Source organism: Streptomyces sp. NBC_00846, assembly GCF_045207325.1.
Taxonomy (GTDB): Bacteria; Actinomycetota; Actinomycetes; order Streptomycetales; family Streptomycetaceae; genus Streptomyces.
The window spans coordinates 3,281,630-3,301,274 of sequence record NZ_CP108846.1; the positions used below are offsets into that span (position 1 = coordinate 3,281,630).

The 19,645-nt window shown below is 71.6% G+C and carries 18 protein-coding genes and 1 pseudogene; 5 read left to right on the forward strand and 14 right to left on the reverse strand.

Annotated elements, in window-relative coordinates; translation table 11 throughout:
• Positions 1-4 precede the first annotated feature (4 nt).
• The 5 genes from OG936_RS15135 to OG936_RS15155 all read right to left on the reverse strand — a co-directional run bounded on the left by OG936_RS15135 (position 5) and on the right by OG936_RS15155 (position 5,769).
• Positions 5-802, reverse strand: coding sequence for a type III pantothenate kinase (locus OG936_RS15135; RefSeq protein WP_383757123.1), 798 nt, complete (start codon positions 800-802; stop codon positions 5-7).
• Positions 802-1,845, reverse strand: coding sequence for a carboxylating nicotinate-nucleotide diphosphorylase (gene nadC, locus OG936_RS15140; protein WP_406495267.1), 1,044 nt, complete (start codon positions 1,843-1,845; stop codon positions 802-804). Before nadC ends, OG936_RS15135 begins: the two co-directional genes overlap by 1 nt.
• 2 nt (positions 1,846-1,847) lie before the next feature.
• The gene (locus tag OG936_RS15145; RefSeq protein WP_406495269.1) at positions 1,848-3,656 is read right to left on the reverse strand and encodes an L-aspartate oxidase; all 1,809 of its coding nucleotides are present in this window, start codon (positions 3,654-3,656) and stop codon (positions 1,848-1,850) included.
• Positions 3,653-4,705, reverse strand: coding sequence for a pantoate--beta-alanine ligase (gene panC, locus OG936_RS15150; RefSeq protein WP_406500459.1), 1,053 nt, complete (start codon positions 4,703-4,705; stop codon positions 3,653-3,655). The genes OG936_RS15145 and panC overlap by 4 nt, the downstream gene beginning before the upstream one ends.
• 113 nt (positions 4,706-4,818) lie before the next feature.
• Positions 4,819-5,769 (reverse strand): Rossmann-like and DUF2520 domain-containing protein, encoded by a 951-nt coding sequence (locus OG936_RS15155; RefSeq protein WP_406495271.1) that lies wholly within the window; start codon positions 5,767-5,769, stop codon positions 4,819-4,821.
• A 190-nt stretch (positions 5,770-5,959) separates the two neighbouring features.
• Between OG936_RS15155 and OG936_RS15160 the strand changes: the two genes are divergently transcribed.
• Positions 5,960-7,204, forward strand: coding sequence for a threonine aldolase family protein (locus tag OG936_RS15160; RefSeq protein WP_406495273.1), 1,245 nt, complete (start codon positions 5,960-5,962; stop codon positions 7,202-7,204).
• On the opposite strand, the gene OG936_RS15165 is transcribed toward OG936_RS15160, so the two are convergent.
• A complete protein-coding gene (locus OG936_RS15165) occupies positions 7,183-7,368 on the reverse strand; it encodes a hypothetical protein (protein ID WP_406495274.1) in 186 nt (61 codons plus the stop codon). The genes OG936_RS15160 and OG936_RS15165 overlap by 22 nt on opposite strands.
• A 105-nt stretch (positions 7,369-7,473) precedes the next feature.
• Here OG936_RS15165 and OG936_RS15170 point away from each other — a divergent pair, with 105 nt between their 5' ends.
• Positions 7,474-8,589, forward strand: a complete 1,116-nt coding sequence (locus OG936_RS15170; protein ID WP_406500460.1) for a DUF5937 family protein — start codon at positions 7,474-7,476, stop codon at positions 8,587-8,589.
• 104 nt (positions 8,590-8,693) lie between these two features.
• Here the strand turns inward: OG936_RS15170 and OG936_RS15175 are convergent.
• From OG936_RS15175 to OG936_RS15185, 3 genes and pseudogenes are all read right to left on the reverse strand, one after another.
• Positions 8,694-9,025, reverse strand: a pseudogene (locus OG936_RS15175) (ATP-binding protein); the annotation flags it as partial.
• 3 nt (positions 9,026-9,028) lie between these two features.
• Positions 9,029-9,706, reverse strand: coding sequence for a response regulator (locus OG936_RS15180; RefSeq protein WP_383757137.1), 678 nt, complete (start codon positions 9,704-9,706; stop codon positions 9,029-9,031).
• Positions 9,707-9,840: 134 nt separating this feature from the next.
• On the reverse strand, positions 9,841-11,043 hold the full coding sequence (locus tag OG936_RS15185) for a sensor histidine kinase (protein WP_406495276.1): 1,203 nt from the start codon (positions 11,041-11,043) through the stop codon (positions 9,841-9,843).
• Between the two features lie 96 nt (positions 11,044-11,139).
• Here OG936_RS15185 and OG936_RS15190 point away from each other — a divergent pair, with 96 nt between their 5' ends.
• Together OG936_RS15190 and OG936_RS15195 are read left to right on the forward strand one after the other, a co-directional pair.
• Entirely contained in the window at positions 11,140-12,123 is a 984-nt protein-coding gene (locus tag OG936_RS15190) for an SAM-dependent methyltransferase (RefSeq protein ID WP_406495278.1), read from the forward strand.
• A 136-nt stretch (positions 12,124-12,259) separates the two neighbouring features.
• Entirely contained in the window at positions 12,260-13,402 is a 1,143-nt protein-coding gene (locus tag OG936_RS15195; protein WP_406495280.1) for an NADH-quinone oxidoreductase subunit D, read from the forward strand.
• A gap of 32 nt (positions 13,403-13,434) precedes the next feature.
• On the opposite strand, the gene OG936_RS15200 is transcribed toward OG936_RS15195, so the two are convergent.
• The 4 genes from OG936_RS15200 to OG936_RS15215 form a co-directional block, all read right to left on the reverse strand.
• On the reverse strand, positions 13,435-14,445 hold the full coding sequence (locus OG936_RS15200; protein WP_406495282.1) for a hypothetical protein: 1,011 nt from the start codon (positions 14,443-14,445) through the stop codon (positions 13,435-13,437).
• 92 nt (positions 14,446-14,537) lie between these two features.
• Entirely contained in the window at positions 14,538-15,527 is a 990-nt protein-coding gene (locus OG936_RS15205; RefSeq protein ID WP_266906258.1) for an ABC transporter substrate-binding protein, read from the reverse strand.
• Between the two features lie 97 nt (positions 15,528-15,624).
• A complete protein-coding gene (locus OG936_RS15210; protein WP_406495284.1) occupies positions 15,625-16,299 on the reverse strand; it encodes an ABC transporter permease in 675 nt (224 codons plus the stop codon).
• A gap of 3 nt (positions 16,300-16,302) precedes the next feature.
• Positions 16,303-17,025, reverse strand: coding sequence for an ABC transporter permease (locus OG936_RS15215; protein ID WP_406495286.1), 723 nt, complete (start codon positions 17,023-17,025; stop codon positions 16,303-16,305).
• 163 nt (positions 17,026-17,188) lie between these two features.
• Here OG936_RS15215 and OG936_RS15220 point away from each other — a divergent pair, with 163 nt between their 5' ends.
• Positions 17,189-18,385, forward strand: a complete 1,197-nt coding sequence (locus OG936_RS15220; protein WP_406495288.1) for an ABC transporter ATP-binding protein — start codon at positions 17,189-17,191, stop codon at positions 18,383-18,385.
• Between the two features lie 138 nt (positions 18,386-18,523).
• Here OG936_RS15220 and OG936_RS15225 read toward each other — a convergent pair whose 3' ends face one another.
• Positions 18,524-19,645: an alpha/beta hydrolase gene (locus tag OG936_RS15225; RefSeq protein ID WP_406495290.1), complete on the reverse strand. Its 1,122-nt coding sequence runs from the start codon at positions 19,643-19,645 to the stop codon at positions 18,524-18,526.

A 19,645-nucleotide genomic window follows, 5' to 3' on the forward strand; every position in this document is an offset into this window, starting at 1 on the left:
TCCGCTACATCCGGGCGATGTTCCGCTCATACACCAGGCGCAGACCGATGAGGGTGAGCCAGGGCTCGTGCTCATCGATGACGGAGGACTCGCCCAACACCATCGGCGCAAGGCCGCCCGTCGCGATGACGGTGACGTCGTCGGGGTCGGCGGCCAGCTCCTTCTTCATCCGTGCGACCACGCCGTCGACCTGGCCGGCGAAGCCGTAGATGATGCCCGCCTGCATCGCCTCGACCGTGTTCTTGCCGATCACGCTGCGCGGCCGGGCCAGCTCGATCTTGCGGAGCTGGGCGCCCTTGACGCCCAGCGCCTCGACCGAGATCTCTATGCCCGGCGCGATGACACCGCCGGTGTACTCGCCGCGGGCGGAGACCGCGTCGAAGGTGGTGGCCGTGCCGAAGTCGACGACGATCGCCGGACCGCCGTACAGGTCGACGGCGGCGACCGCGTTGATGATGCGGTCCGCGCCGACCTCCTTCGGGTTGTCCATCAGGATCGGCACCCCGGTCTTGATGCCCGGCTCGACGAGGACCGCGGGGACGTCGCCGTAGTAGCGGCGGGTCACCTCGCGCAGCTCGTGCAGGACGGCCGGGACCGTGGAGCAGATCGCGATGCCCTCGATGCCGTCGCCCAGCTCCATGCCCAGCAGCGGATGCATACCCATCAGGCCCTGGAGCAGCACCGCGAGCTCGTCCGCGGTGCGACGGGCATCGGTGGAGATCCGCCAGTGCTCGACGATCTCCTCACCGTCGAACAGGCCGAGGACGGTGTGGGTGTTGCCGACGTCGATGGTGAGCAGCATCAGGCGCCGGCCCCGTCGGTGTCGCGGAAGTCCAGGCCGATGTCGAGGATCGGCGAGGAGTGGGTGAGCGCGCCGACGGCCAGGTAGTCGACGCCCGCCTCCGCGTAGGCGCGTGCGGTGTCCAGGGAGAGCCGGCCGGAGGACTCCAGGACCGCGCGGCCGCCGACCAGGGCGACCGCCTCGGCGGTCTGCAGCGGGGTGAAGTTGTCCAGCAGGATCACGTCGGCGCCCGCGTCGACGACCTCGCGTACCTGCTGCAGGGTGTCGACCTCGACCTCGACCGGTACGTCCGGGAACTCGTCCCGTACCCGCTTGAAGGCCTCGGCCACGCCACCGGCCGCGATCACGTGGTTGTCCTTGACCAGCGCCGCGTCCGACAGCGACATGCGGTGGTTGACGCCGCCGCCGCAGCGCACCGCGTACTTCTCCATGGCGCGCAGGCCCGGGGTGGTCTTGCGGGTGTCGCGGACCTTGGCCTTCGTGCCGTCGAGGACGTCGGCCCAGGCGCGGGTGGCGGTCGCGATGCCGGAGAGCCTGCAGAGCAGGTTGAGCGCGCTGCGCTCGCCGGTGAGCAGGTCGCGGGTGCGGGTGGTGACGGTCAGCAGCTTCTGGCCGGAGACGACGCGGTCGCCGTCCTCGACGTGGCGCTCGACCGCGAACTCGTCCGTGCAGACGACGGACAGGACGGCCTCGGCGACGCGCAGACCGGCCACGACGCCCGCCTCCCGGGCGGTGAAGTCGCCGGTGGCCACGGCGTCCTCGGCGACAGTCGCGACGGTGGTGACGTCGACCCCGCCGTCGAGGTCCTCCTCGATGGCGACGTGCGCGACGTCCTCGACCTGGACCGGGTCCAGGCCCGCGTCGGCCAGGAGCTGGGCAAGGTCGGGGTCGAGGCCGCACTCCAGGGGGTCGAGCCGGTAGTACTCGTCCTCGCCGCAGCCGCAGCCGTCCCCGCAGCCGCCCTGGGACGGTGCGGGCGCGCCGATCTGGATCAGCGGTACGTCCACGGGTGTGGGGCGCGGATTCTCTTCGGGCGTGCTCACGGTTACGGCTCCTCGGTGACGTCTACGGGGTGAATCAGGGGTGCTGCTGCTGTTGCGCAGTCTGGTGCCTGCGCCGGACGTACGGGCCCGAATGCCTCGGTCTCCGTCCGACGGAGGACGAGTTGACGCTCCGGGGTGAGCCGGACGACGAGGTGGCGGCGCCAGCTCTCGTCGTCGCGCTCGGGCCGGTCCTCGCGCCAGTGGCAGCCGCGGGTCTCCTCGCGCCGGCGGGCGGCGGCGACCAGGACGCGCGAGACGAGCAGCAGATTGGTGGCCTCCCAGGACTCGACGCCGGGCACCGCGACCTTGGGCTCGGCCTCGCCGGCGGCACGGGCGGCACTGTCGTGCAGGGCCTCCAGCTCCTCGGCGGCGATAGCCAGGCTCTCGGCGGAACGCAGGACTCCGGCACCCCGGGTCATGATCCGCTGGATCGTGCCGCGCGCCTCGGGGGCGAGCAGCGGCAAGGGGGCCGGGAAAGGCGAGGAGGCCGCGTGGGGCGAGGAGGCGGGGAGGGGCGAGGAGGCGGGGCGGGGGCTTCGGCCGGCGGTCGCGGCGCCCGCGCGGGGCCGGTCCTCGATGATGTCCGCCGCGATGCGCTCGGCAAAGACGAGGCCCTCCAGGAGGGAATTGGACGCCAGCCGGTTCGCGCCGTGCACGCCGGTGCACGCGACCTCGCCGCAGGCGTACAGACCGGGCACGGTCGTACGCCCCCGCAGGTCGGTACGGATGCCGCCGGAGGCGTAGTGCGCGGCGGGTGCGACGGGAATGGGTTCGGTGATCGGGTCGATGCCGTGGGCGCGGCAGGCCGCCAGGATGGTGGGGAAGCGCCGTTCCCACATCTCGGCGCCGAAGTGACGGGCGTCGAGATACATGTGCTCGGTGCCGTGCAGCTGCATCTGGCGGGTGATGGCCTTGGCGACGATGTCGCGCGGGGCCAGTTCCGCCAGTTCGTGCTGCCCGGTCATGAAGCGCGTACCGGACGCGTCGACGAGATGGGCGCCCTCGCCCCGTACCGCCTCCGACACGAGGGGCTGCTGGCCCTCGGAGTCGGCGCCGAGGAAGAGGACCGTCGGGTGGAACTGGACGAATTCGAGGTCGGAGACCTCCGCGCCGGCCCGCAGCGCCAGGGCCACGCCATCGCCGGTGGAGACCGCCGGGTTGGTGGTGGCGGAGAAGACCTGGCCCATGCCGCCGGTGGCGAGGACCACGACGGGGGCGCGGACCGCGCCGACGCCGTCGTGCTGGCCCTCGCCCATGACGTGGAGGGTGACGCCCGCGGTACGGCCCTCGTCGTCGGTGAGGAGGTCGAGGACGAGGGCATTCTCGACGGTGTGCAGGGCGGCTTCGCGGACCGCCTTCACCAGGGCGCGGGAGATCTCGGCGCCGGTCGCGTCACCGCCCGCGTGGGCGATGCGGCGCCGGTGGTGGCCGCCCTCGCGGGTCAGCGCGATGTCGCCGCTGTCCGTGGTGTCGAAGTGGGCGCCGGTCCCGATCAGCCGGCGCACGGCGTCGGGGCCCTCGGTGACCAGGGTCCGTACCGCGGCCTCGTCGCACAGGCCCGCGCCCGCGACCAGGGTGTCGTCCAGATGCTGCTGGGGCGTGTCGCCCTCGCCGAGTGCCGCGGCGATGCCGCCCTGCGCCCAGCGGGTGGAGCCGTCGTCCAGGCGGGCCTTGGTGACGACGACGGTGGCGAGACCCGCGGCCGCGCAGCGCAACGCGGTGGTGAGACCGGCCACGCCGGATCCGACGACCACGACGTCGGCGTCGATGGACCAGCCGGGGGCGGGGGCGGTCAGCCGTATTCCGGTCACGTGGTGGCTCCGAAGGTCAGCGGGATGTTGTCGATGAGACGGGTCTTGCCGACCTTCGCCGCGACGGCGAGGATCGCGTCGCCGGTGGTGCGGTCGTCGGGGATCTCGGTGAAGTCGGCCGGGTCCACGAGTGCCAGGTAGTCCAGGGCGAGCGGCGGCTGTTCGGAGGACGCGTCGTCGAGGATCAGTCGCGCGGCGGCGCGCACCGCGGCGGGTCCGTCCACGGGGCGGGCCAGGGCCACCGCCTGGGTGTCGGCGGCGGCGCGGGTCTCGCCGAGCGCAGTGAGCGCGGCGGCCCGGCCGGTGGTCGCCGTGGTGGTCTGCGCGCGGGCGTGCAGCGCCTGCTGGGCGGCGAGCCTGTCGCGCGCCGCGAACAGGGCCCGGGACAGGGCGAGGGCGGTGTGCCGCTCCTCGGCGTCCAGGAAGCGGTTGCGGCTGGAGAGCGCGAGGCCGTCCGGCTCGCGGACCGTCTCCACGCCGACGATCTCCACGGGGAAGTTCAGATCGCGCACCATGCGGCGGATCAGCGCCAACTGCTGGGCGTCCTTCTGCCCGAAGAACGCGGCATCGGGGCGGGTGAGGTGCAGCATCTTGGCGACGACGGTGAGCATTCCGTCGAAGTGCCCCGGCCGGAACGTGCCTTCGAGCCGCTCGCCCATCGGGCCCGCCGAGATCCGGACCTGTGGCTCACCGCCGGGGTACACCTCGTCGACGGACGGCGCGAAGACCGCGTCCGCCCCGGCGGCACCGGCCACGGCGAGATCGGCGTCGAGGGTCCGTGGGTAGCGCTCCAGGTCGGCGGCCTCGCCGAACTGGAGCGGGTTGACGAAGACGGTGACGACGACCTGGCCGGCCGGGCCCGCGGCCGCGCGTGCGGTACGGATCAGGGTGGCGTGGCCCTCGTGGAGGGCGCCCATGGTCATGACGACGGCCCGCGGCCCCTTGAGCGGCGCGAACCCGGTGAGCTCGGCAGCCGTACGGAGAAGGGTGGCCGCGGGGGCGGCGCCGGGGGCTTGCGGCGAGGCGGCGGGGCGGGAGGTGTGGGGCATGGCAGACACGGGGGACTGGGCGGGCCGGGGCGGTGGGGTGGGCTTGTGCGACTGCGCTGTCGGAGGCGTGGCGCCCCGCGTGTGCGGTGCGTCGGGCCTGCCGGTCGTGTTGGTCATCGGGGCTCCTGTGATCCCGTGCCGCCCGCGGTGTCGGCGCCGTCGGCCAGCACGCCGAGGAGGGCCTCGGCCGGCTCCGGCTTGAGCATGCCGTGGGCGAGCGCGCGGTCGGCCGTGGCGCGGGCCATCGCGAGGTAGCCGGCCACGGTCTGCGGAGCGTGCCGGCGCAGCTCGCTCATGTGCGCGGCGACCGTACCGGCGTCGCCTCGGGCCACCGGACCGGTCAGTGCGGCGTCGCCGGAGCGCAGGGCGTTGTCGAGGGCGGCGCCGAGGAGGGGGCCGAGCATCCGGTCGGGGGCGGCGACCCCGGCCGTACGCAACAGCTCCATCGACTGGGCGACCAGCGTGACCAGGTGGTTCGCGCCGAGGGCGAGCGCCGCGTGGTAGAGCGGGCGGGACTCCTCCGCGATCCATTCGGGCTCGCCGCCCATCTCGATGACCAGCGCCTCCGCGGCGAGCCGCAGCTCCTCGGGGGCGGTCACGCCGAAGGAACAGCCGGCCAGCCGCTGGACGTCGACGGAGGTGCCGGTGAACGTCATCACCGGGTGCAGGGCGAGCGGCAGGGCACCGGCCCGCATGGCCGGGTCCAGCACCCGTGTCCCGTACCGCCCCGAGGTGTGGACGAGCAGTTGTCCCGGCCGCACCGCGCCCGTCTCGGCGAGGCCCTCGACCAGGCCGGGCAGGGCGTCGTCCGGAACGGTCAGCAGCACCAGCTCGGCGCGCGCGAGCACTTCGGCGGGCGGCACCAGCGGTACGTCGGGGAGCAGGGTGGCCGCCCGGCGCACCGACGCGTCGGAGACGCCCGACACGGCGACCGGTCGGTGCCCGGCGAGCTGCAGGGACGCGGCGAGAGCAGGGCCGACGCGGCCCGCGCCCACGACGCCGACCGTGAGTCGGGCGGGGCGGTCCCTCGCGTCGAGGGGCTCCTTGGGAATTGATGCATTCACGCGGCGGTGGCCTTCCGTTCCAGTCCGCGGGGGGTACCGGACGATTTCTCTGCATGCTACGCCAGCGTTTCGCCCCGGCCCCTGGCTGTCCACAGCCTGTGGGAAAACTCCCGGCGGGCGCTCGGCCCGAGGTCCCTGCGAGCCCGAAAAACGTGCGGGCTCCGGCTGCTGCCTGCGTAATGATCGTCCCATGACAGAGATAGCAGGGACGGCAGAGACGGCGAGCACGGAAGAGCAGGCACGGCACCCGGAGGGGGATGCGCAGGCACAGGAACAGTCACCGAAGGACGCGCAGCGGCTGCGCAGACTGAAGGCCCGGCGTGCGGCCGAGCGGGTCCTGGAAAGGCCGCCCATGCACCTCCCGCTCGGTGAACGGCTGGCCGCGCTGGCGGCGGGGGCCTCAGCGGTCACCGATCTCGGCCGTCCTGCGGACATATACGGCGATGGGGTCGTCGCCGAGCTGGAGCGGCGGATCGCGGACCTGCTGGGCATGGAGGCCGCCGCGTTCTTCCCGACCGGGACGATGGCGCAGCAGGTCGCACTGCGGTGCTGGGCCGGGCGGACCGGAAATTCCACCGTGGCGCTGCATCCCCTGGCCCACCCCGAGGTGCACGAGCGTGGCGCGCTGGGAACGGTGAGCGGGCTGCGTACCGTCCATCCGACGTCCGAGCCCCGGCCGCCCACGGCGCAGGAGATCCGCGACTTCGCCGAGCCGTTCGGCACGCTGATGCTGGAGCTGCCGTTGCGCGATGCCGGTTTCGTCCTGCCGACGTGGGAGGAGCTGGAGGCCATGGTGGCGGCCGCCCGGGAACGCGATGCGGTCGTGCATGTCGACGGCGCGCGGCTGTGGGAGTGCGCCCCCCACTTCGGGCGGGAACTGCCGGAGATCGCGGCGCTCGCGGACAGTGTGTACGTCTCGTTCTACAAGACCCTCGGCGGAATCTCCGGGGCCGCGCTGGCCGGTCCCGAGTCCCTGATCGAGGAGGCCCGCACCTGGCGCCACCGGTACGGCGGGCAGCTCTTCCAGCAGTTCCCGGCGGCCCTCGCTGCGCTGATCGGCCTGGACCAGGAGCTGCCGATGCTGCCGTCGTACGTGGCCCAGGCGAAGGTGGTGGCCGGGGCACTGGCCGAGGGCTTCGCGGCGGCCGGCGTCGGGTGGTTCCGGGTGCATCCGGAACCACCGCACACGCACCAGTTCCAGGTGTGGCTGCCGTACGAGGCGGACGTCCTGACGGAGGCGGCGGTGCGGCAGGCGGAGGAGACGGGCGTGGCGCTCTTCCAGAACTGGCACCCCACGGCCGCGGGCCCGCCCGGGGTGGCGTTCACCGAGGTCACGGTGGGCCGGGAAGGGCTGGAGTGGACGGCACAGGACGTACGGGAGGCGGTGGCGGAGTTCATGAACCGGGTGGTGGCTCAACTCCGTCCGTCGGACTGACGTCCGTCGGGCCGGGCGGACCAGGTACGGCGGCGGTAGCGGCCGTAGTGGTCCCGGACGGTCCGCAGTACTGACCGGTCGTGCCGGCCCGGCGGTGGCGGCGGCGGTTCGCCGTGCTGAGCCGCGCGATAGCTGTCGATCATGTGCTGCTGAAGGGCGTCCATGGCCTCAGCGTGGGCCGGTCCCGGCGCCGCCCGCCCGCCGATTGACGACCACCGTCAAATGGCGCGATGCCTGCCGCGGGCACCCCGCACTATGGAGGGGTGAGCGTGCACATCGACATCGCCGGGCTGGCGCCCGACCGCATCGTCTTCGAGACCTCCCCCCTCGCCGAGCTGGGGCTGGCCCTGCACGCCCTCTCCGAGCCGGGGCACCACCCCGGCCTGCACGGCTGGGCGACGGCGACCGCCAGCGCACTGGAGCCGGACCTCGCCGACCGGCTGCACGAGGCCGACTTCCTGTGGCGCCACACGTTCTCGGACGTCTTCATGGCCTTCGCCGGAGTCCGCGGCGGCAACGGCAGGACGGGCGCGAACCTCGCCGAGGACCTGGACATCCTCGACCGGCTGGACGACGAGCGGTTCGTCGCCGCGGCCCTGGAGTTCAACTGCTCCAGCCTGTACGGGATCGGCGCGCCCTCCCCGCTCAGCGACGCGCTGATGCGCGCCCGCGCCCTGGACATGGCGGCGGTGCGCGGCCCCCAGCAGGTGGAATTCGCCCAGCAGCTGCTGGACGATCCCGCCTCCGTACGCCGCTGGATCCGCCGCCTGTTCGAGGACTGCGACCAGGCGTTCTTCGCCGACACCTGGAGGCGGGTGCGGGTCCAACTGGTCGCCGACGCCCGGCACAAGACGGATCTGCTGCGGCGCAAGGGGCTCGGCGAGGCGGTGGGCGCGGTGTCCCCGGCGCTGTCGCTCGACGAGGCAGGGACCCGGATCAGCGCCGACAAGCTGAACGAGGGCCTGGCGAACGCGGCGGACCCGGCTGTCGGCCGCCCCGGGCTCACCCTCGTCCCGTCCGCCTTCGGCTGGCCGCACCTGAACCTGCTGTACGCGCCGGGCTGGCGCCCGGTGATCCACTACCCGGTGCACCGCCCCGAGCTGCCCTCCCCCGCCTCCGTGGAACTGCTCCGGCTGCGTATGGAGGCGCTGGCCCACCCGGTGCGGATGCGCCTGTGCCGCCAGCTCGCCCGTTCCCCGTACACGACCGGCGAACTCGCCGAGACGTACGGCATCACGGCGCCCGAGGTCTCCCGGCACCTCGCGGCGCTGAAGAAGGCGGGCCTGGTCACCACCCGGCGGCGCGGCCGGTACGTGCAGCACCAGCTGGACCTGACCGTGGTGGCGCGGCTCGGCAGCGACTTCCTGGAGGGCATCCTGCGCTGAGCGGCGCTCCCGATTCGCGCCGGGCGTCGACCGGCCCGACCGGCTGTCGGCCGTATCGGCCGGTCCGAACAGCCGTCGGCCGTATCGGCCGGCTCAGTCGAAGCGGCGAGCAGCGCGAAATGGTGCACGGTGTGCCCGTCGTCGCGCAGCCGTCCGATGATCTCGGCGAAGTAGCCGGGTCGACGAGCGTCATCGGGGCGATCACCGGTCCCGGATGACCCCGCAGCGCCAGTCCCAGCACCTCGCGCACGCCGTCCCGCCAGGCCGTCAGGTCCTGGAAGTCACCGCGTAGTCGCGGCGGGAGCATCCGGTGCAGCCCGAACCCGACGTGCTCGGGGTCGCAGACCACACTGCCGGGCAGTCGCCGGTTCAGCTCGTAGGCCGTGTGCGTCTTGCCGCCGCCGAACGGCCCGTTGATCCAGAGAAGCGCCCCCACGGTTCAGCCCATCCCGCCGCCGCCGGCCCTGACCAGCCCCGTCTCGTACGCGAGGACGACGACCTGCACCCGGTCGCGCAGGCTCAGCTTGGTGAGGATGCGGCCAACGTGCGTCTTCACGGTCGCCTCGGAGAGCACCAGGCGTGCCGCGATCTCGCCGTTCGACAGTCCCTGCGCGACCAGCAGCATCACTTCGCGTTCACGTTCGGTGAGCTTCGCGATGCCCTTGTGCTGCGGTTCGCTGGTGCCGCTCGGCAGCATCGATGAGAAGCGGTCCAGGAGCCGGCGGGTGGTGGACGGGGCGACGACGGCGTCGCCGCTGTGCACGGAGCGGATGGCGGCGAGCAGTTCGGCGGGCGGCACGTCCTTGAGCATGAAGCCGCTGGCCCCGGCCTTCAGCCCGGAGAAGGCGTACTCGTCGAGGTCGAACGTGGTCAGGATGAGCACCTTGGGCGCATCCGGCTGCGCGCAGATGCGCCGGGTGGCCTCGACACCGTCCAGCCTCGGCATCCGGACGTCCATCAGCACCACGTCGACGGCGGTGGCGCGCAGGATCCCGATCGCCTCCGCGCCGTCGCCGGCCTCGGCCACGACCTCCATGTCCGGCTGGGCGGCGAGCACCATCCGGAAGCCGGTGCGCAGCAGCACCTGGTCGTCGACGAGCATCACGCGGATCGCCATGAGGGGTCCTGTCTCCTGTCTGTCCTGCGCCTGTACTGCTCTTCTGTACCGCGTCATTTCTGTACCGCGTCTGTCCTGCGCCTGTACTGCGTCTCTGTACCGCGTCCGTCCCGGGCCCGGAAAATGCCGGAGGTCTAGTGGGCCGCCTTGAGCGGCAGCAGGGCGCTGATCCGGAACCCGCCGCCGGGCCGCGGCCCGGCGTCCAGCGTGCCGCCGACCATGCCGACCCGTTCGCGCATGCCGATCATTCCGTGGCCCGCGCCGTCGGCGCCGCCGTCCACGTACAGCTCGTGCGCCGCACCCCGCCCGTCGTCCTCGACCAGCAGCCCGAGCCCGTCGTCGAAGTAGACCAGCCGCACACTGGCCCCGGCGTCCGGACCGCCGTGCTTACGGGTGTTGGTCAGCGCCTCCTGCACGATGCGGTACGCGGTCAGCTCGACCCCGCTGGGCAGCGGCCGCGGGGTGCCCTCGATCTTGAAGTCGACGGCCAGCCCGGTCTTCCTGACCTGCTCGATGAGATCCTCGATCTGCTCGACGTCGGGCTGCGGGACGTACTCCCCGCTCTCCTGGGCGTCCCCGGTCCGCAGCACCCCGAGCAGCCGCCGCATCTCCGCGAGGGCCTGCCTGCCGGTGCTGGAGATGGTCTCCAGGGCCTGCCGCGCCTGGTCGGGGGCCGCGTCCATGACATACGCCGCGCCGTCGGCCTGCACCACCATCACCGAGACGTTGTGCGCGACGACGTCGTGGAGTTCGCGGGCGATACGGGCCCGCTCGGCGGCCACCGCGACCTTCGACTGCGCCTCGCGCTCCCGCTCCAGCCTGGCCGCGCGCTCCTCCAGCTGACTGAAGTAGGCGCGACGGGTACGCATCGAGTCGCCGAGCACCCAGGCGAGCACGAACGGCACGGTCAGCACGATGACGACGAAGACCTGCTGGGGCCAGCCGGTGTGCGGGGTGTCCTGCGGCCAGCGCAGCTGGGCGAGGCCGGCCGCGCACAGGGCGCAGACCAGCGCGAGCCGGGACGCCCACCGTTCCCCGAAGGTGGCCACGGTGAAGACGATCACCAGCATCGCGAAGTTCACGACGCCGGGGGTGACCCCGAACGCCAGCTGTACGGCGCCCATCGCGATGGCGAGCAGCAGCATCTTCTCCGGCGCACGCCGGCGCAACGCGACGACGGTGCAGAGCCCGATGCTGATCAGCAGGGCGGCCGGCCGCCCACCCTCGCGATCCGCAGGCGCCACCATGGACAGGCCGGAGAACCCGAGGAGGAAGACGGCCCAGAAGCTGTCGACGCCCGTCGGGTGTCTGCGGATGAAGTCGTAGAGGCGCTGCACGTAACCCAGCGTAGGGACAGGCGACAGGTGCACGGGTCAGCCGAAGGGCCGATCCGGCTCCAGGGACCGTACTCCCCAAGGTGGAGACTTGGAAACGTGACGGATGAGTGGCGTGGGTGGCAGGAGGCGGCAGAGACCGCTTTGTACGGAGACGGGGGCTTCTACCGGAGCCCGGAAGGGCCGGCGGGCCACTTCCGTACCTCCGTCCACGCGTCCCCGCTGTTCGCCTCGGCCGTCGCCCGGCTGCTGGTCAGGACGGCACGGGAGCTCGGCACCGACTCGGTCGACCTGGTGGACCTGGGGGCGGGACGGGGCGAACTGCTGACGGGGGTGCTGGCGGCCCTGCCGGCCGCGGGCGCCGACGGTCTCGCCGTACGGGCGTACGCCGTGGAGCTCGCCGCCCGCCCCGACGGTCTGGACCCCCGGATCGAGTGGGTCACCGAACCGCCGTCGGGAACGCGCGGTCTGCTGTTCGCCAACGAGTGGCTGGACAACGTCCCGACCGATGTCGCCGAGACCGATGCGGACGGCGTGGACCGGTATGTCCTCGTCCGGACGGCGGACGGTGCGGAACGGCTGGGCGGGCCGGTGTCCGGGGCCGACGCCGCGTGGCTGCGCCGCTGGTGGCCGTCGGCCGGACCGGGCAGCCGGGCCGAGATCGGGCTCCCGCGCGACGAGGCCTGGGCGCGGGCGGTGGCCACGCTGGCCGAGGGGCTCGCCGTGGCGGTGGACTACGCCCACGTACGGGAGGCGCGGCCCCCCTTCGGCACGCTGACCGGCTTCCGGTCCGGCCGCGAGGTACGACCGGTGCCGGACGGCAGCTGCGACCTCACCTCGCACGTGGCCCTGGACGCGTGCGCGACGGCGGCCGGGGGCGGGACGGTGCTCCCCCAGCGCGAGGCGCTGCACGGCCTCGGCATCGACGGCGGGCGCCCGCCCCTGGCCCTGGCCTCGGCCGACCCGGCCGGCTACGTACGGGCCCTCGCTTCTGCGGGCGAGGCGGCGGAGCTCACGGCCCGGGGCGGCCTGGGCGACTTCGGCTGGCTGATGCACCGAAGAATCAGCCCCGCCTGCGATTGAGGCGCGGAGCGAAAACCGGCTCCTCCGGCGATTGAGGAGCGGGGCCCGGGGCAGCGCCCCGGTCGGACCAGCCCCGCCGGCGATTGAGCCGCGGGGTCCGGGGCAGGGCCCCGGACGCTCAGGGAATACTGGCAGTATGACGGAGACGACAGTCGGCATCGGCGGCGCAGCGGAGAGCACCGACATGGTGCTCAACATCGGCCCCCAGCACCCCTCCACCCACGGCGTGCTCCGTCTGCGCATCGTCCTCGACGGCGAACGCATCCAGCACGCCGAACCGGTCATCGGCTACATGCACCGCGGCGCGGAGAAGCTGTTCGAGGCCCGCGACTACCGGCAGATCGTGATGCTCGCCAACCGCCACGACTGGCTGTCGGCGTTCTCCAACGAGCTGGGCGTCGTGATGGCCGTCGAGCGCATGATCGGCATGGAGGTCCCGGAGCGCGCGGTCTGGACGCGGACCCTGCTCGCCGAGCTGAACCGGGTCCTGAACCATCTGATGTTCCTCGGCTCGTACCCGCTCGAACTCGGCGGGATCACTCCGGTGTTCTACGCCTTCCGCGAGCGCGAGGAGCTCCAGGCCGTGATGGAGGAGGTCTCCGGCGGTCGGATGCACTACATGTTCAACCGGGTCGGCGGCCTCAAGGAGGACCTCCCAGCGGGCTGGCTCGGCCGCGCCCGGGACGCCATCGCCTCGGTCCGGTCCCGGATGGACGTGTACGACGACCTGGTGCTCGGCAACGAGATCTTCCGCGGCCGCACCCGTGGCGTGGGCGTACTGTCCGCCCGGGCCGTGCACGCGTACGGGGTGTCCGGGCCGATCGCCCGCGCCTCGGGCGTCGACTTCGATCTGCGGCGCGACGAGCCGTATCTCGCGTACGGGGAACTCCAGGACACCCTCAAGGTCGTCACCCGCACCGAGGGCGACTGCCTGGCCCGCTTCGAATGCCTGCTGGAGCAGACGCACAACGCCCTGGATCTGGCGGACGCCTGCCTGGACCGGATGGCCGGCCTGGCGCCCGGCCCGATCAACCAGCGGCTGCCCAAGGTACTGAAGGCCCCCGAGGGCCACACCTACGCCTGGACCGAGAATCCGCTCGGCATCAACGGCTACTACCTGGTATCCAAGGGTGAGAAGACCCCGTACCGGCTGAAGCTCCGCTCCGCGTCGTACAACAACATCCAGGCGCTCACCGAGCTGCTGCCGGGCACGCTGGTCGCCGACATGGTGGCGATCCTGGGCTCGCTCTTCTTCGTCGTCGGCGACATCGACAAGTAGGCCCGACCGGCCCGGCCCCGGCTGCGCGGCGCCTACGAGATGGCGCTGCGCAGCTCCACCACATCGAGCTGCTCGGTCTCGTCGTGCGCGGTCAGGTCGATGACCTTGCCGACGGCCCGGTTCCCGGTCGTGCCCGTGCGGTGCGCGGCCAGTGCCTCCTCGCCCACCACGTCCGCGAGGTCCTCGTTCTGCACGGACTCGATCGCGGCGCGCGCCTTCTGCGTACCGAAGAAGTCGAAGCTGCCCTGCGGCACCGGATGACGGCGCAGCGCCGCGTGCGGAGCGATCGGGCTGGCGGCCGGCACGGCGCGCGCCGCGGGCAGCGCGGCGGACGGCCGGGGCGCCGGAAGGGCGGTCGTCGGGCGGAGGTGCTGTGCTCCGGACGTGTCCGGGGCCGCCGCGTGCTTCCCCTGCCGCTCCTCCGCCTCCCGGGCGCGCTCCGCGAGATCCCGCTTCCTGGCCTGCTCGGCGGTACGGCGCGCCTCCTGGAGGGCCCCGCTGCGCGAGAGGTCCTCCAGCGCCTGGGCGGCGCGCAGATAGGCGGCCGGCGTCGGTGTGCTGCGCGCCGCGGGCAGTTCCCGGGGAGTCGCGGCTTCGAGCGCGAGCTGCCTGCGGCCCTCCAGCGCGCTGGCCCGCTCGGTCTCGGCGTTGGCGTACCGCCGCAGCAGCGCGGCGTGCTCCCCGCGCAGGTTGGCGAGCTCCACGCGCTTGCGGCGCAGCTTCGTCTCCAGCCGGGCGCGCAGCTCCCGCGACTCCTCCAGGTCGGCCTCCAGCTCGGCCATGCGCTCCTCGGCCCGCCATTCGTCACCGGCTCGGGCGCGCGTCAGCTCCGCGAGACGGCGGCCCGCGTCCCGGTCCCAGCTGCGCATCAGATACGCGCCGGTCACGGCCGCGGCCGCCGCTGCGGCCACCAGACCGCGCAGGATCAGGGGCTCGGCGAGCAGCCAGGCGCCCCCCGCACAGAGAACCGACACTCCGACGACGGCCGAGGGCGGAAGGATTCTGTGCAGAGGTGGCGAATGGCGATGACGTCCACGTGACATGGCCTGAAATTTACCGTGCGCAGGAGGCACTTGGGGAGCCGCCGGCCAATCTGTTCCCACCCGGTTACCTGACGGTCCCCCATCCTCGATCTCTACTTCTTGATGAGGCCCTTCGACCGCAGATAGTCCTTGGCCGCGTCGGCGGGCTTTGCGCGCTCGGCGTCCACCTTGCGGTTCAGTTCCGCGAGATCCTCGGTGGTGAGGGCCTTGGTGAGCTTGCCGAGTGCGTCGGCAATGTCCTGGGAACCCGCGTCCTTGGCATTGACGACCGGCAGAACGTTGTCCGCGTTCTGGAGCTTCTTGTCGTCCTCCAGGAACACCAGGCCGTAGCTGTCGAGCACCGCATCCGTGGTGGTGGTGAGGACCAACTGGTCCTTGCCGTCCTTGACGGCCTGCTTGGACTGCGGTGTACCGACTCCCTTGGGGTCGATGCCGGTGACATTGATGCCGTACGTCTTCTTCAGGCCCGGCGCGCAGAACGGCCGCACCTCGCACTCGTCACCCGCCGCGATCTTCACTTCGGTCTTCGACCTGCCGAGATCCGAAAGCGTCTCGAGCTTGTTCTTCGCGGCGAATTCCTTGGTCACCGCGAAGGCGTTCTGGTCGACGGCTCCGCCGGCCGGGAGGACCTTCAGTCCGCGCGGAGTGGCGAGCTTCTCCAGCGCCGCGACCGTGGCGGCCGCGTCACCGGAGGCGACCGGCTTCTTCTCGGCCGCCTTCGCACCGTTCACCTTGGCGTTGAGGAATTCGGCGATCGTCGCGGCGTATTCGGGGACGACATCGATCTCGCCCTTCTCCAGGGACGGTTCGTACAGTTCCCGGTTGGCCACCGTGGTGACCGAGGTGCTGTATCCGGCGTCGCCCAGGATCTGTGCGTACAGCTCCGCGAGGACCTTGGACTCGGTGAAGGACGCCGCGCCGACGACGAGCGAACCCTTCTTGCCGGAGCCGCCGCCGGAGTCGCCGGAGGACGCCGAGCCCGCCTTGTCCTTCTCCAGGCTGTCGCCGCCGCAGGCGGCGAGCGAGCCGGCCAGCGCGACCATGCCGATGACCGCGCCCGCTATTCGCGAGGTCTTGCTCATGAGGTGTTCTCCGTCCACAGCAACAGGGCTATTTGAGATGAGATCCGGGGATCGAGGATCGGGGATCGAAGGACCGGGGGCCGGGGGGCCGGGGGCGTCATGCCGTCCTGCGGCGGCGCAGCGGTGACAGCAGCCGGTCCAGACCCACCAGCACCGCCTCCACCAGCAGGGCGAGTACGGCGACCAGCAACGCCCCCGCAACCACCTGCGGCGTGTTGTACGTGTTGAATCCGGCGGTGATGATCCGGCCGAGGCCGCCCTGGCCGACCATCGCGGCGATCGTCGCCGTGGCGACCACCTGGACCGCGGCCGAGCGCAGCCCGGTCATGATCATCGGGTAGGCCAGCGGCAGCTCGACCCGCACGAAGAGCTGGCCGCCGGACATTCCCATGCCCCGCGCCGCCTCGGCCACCGACCGGTCGACCCCCGTCATCCCGACATAGGCGTTGGTGAGCAACGGCGGCACGGCGAACAGCACCAGCGCGGTGATCGTCGGCACGTATCCGGCGTTGCGCAGCGGCGAGACCATGAAGAGGGCCAGCACCGCGAAGACCGGAACCGCCCGCCCCACATTGGAGATGTTGACGGCCAGCGCACCCCCCTTCCCGATGTGCCCGAGGTACAGGGCGACCGGCAGCGCGATCACACAGGCCAGGGCGAGCGCGACACCGCTGACGTACAGATGCTCGGCGAGCCGGTGGGCCGCCCCGCTCTCCCCCGTCCAGTTGGCGCCGGTCGTGAGCCAGGTCCAGGCCTCGCCGAGAACTCCCATCGTTCAGACCGCCTTTGCCGTGGCACCCGCGACCGCACTATCGCCCGCGCGAGTGGTACGTATGCGGGTCCAGGGGGTCAACAGCCGCTGGAGGCCCAGCAGCAGCAGATCGGCGACGACCGCGAGCAGTACGCACAGGACCGACGCGGTGAGCACCTGGGCCTTGAAGAAGCTGGGCAGGGCGTCCCCTATGAGGTTGCCCAGGCCGCCTCTGCCGATGATCGATCCGACCGTCGTCAGCGCGATCGTCGAGACGGTGGCGATCCGTATACCTGCCATCAACGCGGGCATGGCAAGAGGGAGTTCGACCTCCCACAGCAGCCGGACCGGCCCGTAGCCCATCCCCTTCGCGGCTTCCTTCGCCTCCTGCGGAACCGCTTCGAGGCCCGCCAGGATGTTCCGCACGAGAATGGTCAGGGAATACAGCACCAGGCCGGTGACGACCAGCGCCGCGGAGAGACCGAACAGCGGCAGCAGCAGCGAGAACATCGCGAGGGACGGCACGGTGTACAGCACCGTGGTCAGCCCCAGTACCGGTCCGGCGAAGCGGCGGCTGCGGCGGGCGACCAGCGCCAGCGGAAAGGCCACCACGAGCCCGATCAGCACCGAGACCACGGTGATCCAGATGTGCTGGACCGTCGCATCGGTCAACTCCTGGCTGCGGGAAAGGAGATACTCCCCGCAGATCCAGTCGTTCGTGACCATGCAGTTCTGTGCAGCAGCCATCCGTCCCCCCACCTCCCGATTACCGCTCGTCCCGAAGTGCCGAAGCACCGGCGCACCCGAAGTGCCGATGTCCGGCGACCCTATCCCCGACCACTGACAATCGCCGAGGCCGTTGTATTCCAGCAACATGTCCTTCACAGAACACGCGCGACAATGGGGAACCATGATCCGTTTCGAGCACGTCACCAAGCGGTACGCGGACGGCACCACCGCCGTCGACGACCTTTCCTTCGAGGTCGCCGAGGGTGAACTGGTCACGCTCGTCGGACCGTCGGGCTGCGGCAAGACGACCACCATGAAGATGGTGAACCGGCTGATCGAACCGACCGGGGGCCGGATATTCCTCGACGGGGACGACATATCCGCCATCGACCCCGTCCAACTGCGTCGCCGCATCGGCTATGTGATCCAGCAGGTGGGCCTCTTCCCGCATCGTACGGTCCTGGAAAACACCGCGACCGTTCCCCACCTCCTCGGCTGGAAACGGGGAAAGGGCCGCGAGCGCGCGGCAGAACTCCTCGACCTGGTCGGACTTGATCCTTCCGTTTATGGCGACCGCTATCCGGAACAGCTCTCCGGTGGTCAGCGCCAACGCGTGGGCGTGGCAAGGGCGCTGGCCGCCGACCCGCCCGTGCTGCTGATGGACGAGCCTTTCGGCGCGGTCGATCCCGTCGTACGGGAACGGCTGCAGAACGAATTCCTTAATCTCCAGGAACAGGTCCGTAAAACCGTGTTGTTCGTCACGCACGACATCGAGGAAGCGGTCCGGCTCGGTGACCGTATCGCCGTCTACGGACAGGGCTCGATCGAACAGTTCGACTCCCCGGCGACCGTGCTCGGCGCGCCCGCCACTCCCTATGTGGCGGACTTCGTGGGCGCCGACCGCGGCCTCAAACGCCTCTCCGTGACCCCCATCGAGGTGGGCGACCTCGACCAGCCACCGGTCGTCCACCTCGACGACTCCCTGGCGAGGGCGACCGAACGGCTGCGGGCCGAAGGGGCGCGTTGGGCCGTCGTGCTGGACGGCAAGGACAATCTGCACGGCTGGATCCCGGCCGACGGCGCCGCCACCACCACCACCGCGGCCAAGGACACGGTGCGCGCCCACGCACGCAGGATGGAGGCGTGGCTGCCCGTCGGTGCCCCGCTCAAACAGGCGTTCGCCACCATGCTCCAGCACGACGCCGGCTGGATCGCCGTCATCGACAAGGAGAGCACCGGCCGCTTCCTCGGCGTACTCACCCCGGCCCGGCTCCATGAGGCGCTGCGCCGCTCGATCGACGCGGACGCGCAGGACGTCCCCCGGGCCGAGGTCGCCGTCGAGACGGTGGAGAGCATCACCAAGACCGCCTCACGGTGAGCCGGGAGCGGGGGGCTGGTGAGCTGAGGGCCGGAGGCCGGTGAGCCGGTGGCCATGGCCGGTAGCCGGAGGCCGGTGAGTCGGTGCCTGGGGCAGGGACCGGGGCCTGTCCCACCCCGTACGCGCCCCGTCCCCCGATCAGCTCTCGCTCAGCCGGCTGCTCATCCAGTCCAGCGCCGAAGGAATCTCCCGCCGCCAGGTGTTGAAGTTGTGCCCACCGCTGTCGAGCACGATCGACGAAGCCTGGGCGGGCGGCTTCACCTTGCTGAGGAACCGCATCGTGGAGTGGTAGTTCCCCTCGCCGTGCTTGGAGGTCGTGACCAGGAACGACGAGTCGGGCTGCGGCAGGTTGTCCAGGCTCCACATCAGATCGGAACGCTCACGCGCGCTCTGGTCGCCGTGGAAGAGGTCGCCGGTCGTCGGGTCCTCGGCCGCCTTGTAGTACGCGGAGAGCCCGGCGCTCGCGGCGAACCGGTCCGGGTGATGGAGCCCGATCTTCAGCGCACAGTAGCCGCCGGTCGAATTGCCGATGATGCCCCAGTTGCGGGCCAGCTTTCCGACCCGGTACGCATCCGAGACCGCCTGCGGCAGATCTTCGGCGAAGAACGTCTCGGTCTGCGGCCCGCCCTTCACGTTCACGCACTCGGTATCCCGCGGCGGCGTCACCGTCGGCCGCAGCATCACCAGAATCATCGGCTGCGACCGGCCGGCCTCCACCCGATCGCGTGCAGTCCGCGGATAATCGAGGCCCTTCAGAAGGTTCTCCGAGGCACCCGGGTAGCCGGTGAGGACCACCACCGCGGGGAACTTCCGGTGGGCGAACGCCGGCCGGAAGTACTCCGGTGGCAGATACACGTACGCCGAACTCTCGATCTTCGACCGCCGCCCCGAGATCACGACCTTGTCGATCCGGCCGCTCACGGCGGGCTGCGAACTGCGAGGCCCGTCCGGCAGTTGCGTCCCGACCCGGACGATGTTCTTGGCGGCCAGCGTTCCGGCCGCGTGGTCCGTGACCACCCCCAGATCCTGCTTCTGCCCGAACAGATCGGCCCAGGAACCGTAGAAGAGGAAGGAGTTGTTGGCCACCAGCCCGACAGCGACGAAGACCGTCACCTGAGTAGCCAGCAGCAGGCCGACCCTGCCGAACACCGCGGGCGTGCTGCGCCGGGCCAGCCGTGGCCAGAGCCAGACCGTGGCACCGAAGAACACCACGGCCAGCACGATGGCCAGCGCCAAGAACGTCTTGCTGGTAAGGCCCAT

Bases quoted from the DNA above. Each gene is read 5' to 3' on its own strand.
- OG936_RS15180 (WP_383757137.1), bottom strand. From the start codon at position 9,706: ATGGCGATCCGCGTGATGCTCGTCGACGACCAGGTGCTGCTGCGCACC.
- OG936_RS15200 (WP_406495282.1), bottom strand. From the start codon at position 14,445: ATGTCACGTGGACGTCATCGCCATTCGCCACCTCTGCACAGAATCCTT.
- OG936_RS15220 (WP_406495288.1), top strand. From the start codon at position 17,189: ATGATCCGTTTCGAGCACGTCACCAAGCGGTACGCGGACGGCACCACC.
- OG936_RS15205 (WP_266906258.1), bottom strand. From the start codon at position 15,527: ATGAGCAAGACCTCGCGAATAGCGGGCGCGGTCATCGGCATGGTCGCG.
- panC (WP_406500459.1), bottom strand. From the start codon at position 4,705: ATGCCCCACACCTCCCGCCCCGCCGCCTCGCCGCAAGCCCCCGGCGCC.
- OG936_RS15225 (WP_406495290.1), bottom strand. From the start codon at position 19,645: ATGGGCCTTACCAGCAAGACGTTCTTGGCGCTGGCCATCGTGCTGGCC.
- OG936_RS15165 (WP_406495274.1), bottom strand. From the start codon at position 7,368: ATGGACGCCCTTCAGCAGCACATGATCGACAGCTATCGCGCGGCTCAG.
- OG936_RS15195 (WP_406495280.1), top strand. From the start codon at position 12,260: ATGACGGAGACGACAGTCGGCATCGGCGGCGCAGCGGAGAGCACCGAC.
- OG936_RS15210 (WP_406495284.1), bottom strand. From the start codon at position 16,299: ATGGGAGTTCTCGGCGAGGCCTGGACCTGGCTCACGACCGGCGCCAAC.
- OG936_RS15160 (WP_406495273.1), top strand. From the start codon at position 5,960: ATGACAGAGATAGCAGGGACGGCAGAGACGGCGAGCACGGAAGAGCAG.
- OG936_RS15135 (WP_383757123.1), bottom strand. From the start codon at position 802: ATGCTGCTCACCATCGACGTCGGCAACACCCACACCGTCCTCGGCCTG.
- OG936_RS15215 (WP_406495286.1), bottom strand. From the start codon at position 17,025: ATGGCTGCTGCACAGAACTGCATGGTCACGAACGACTGGATCTGCGGG.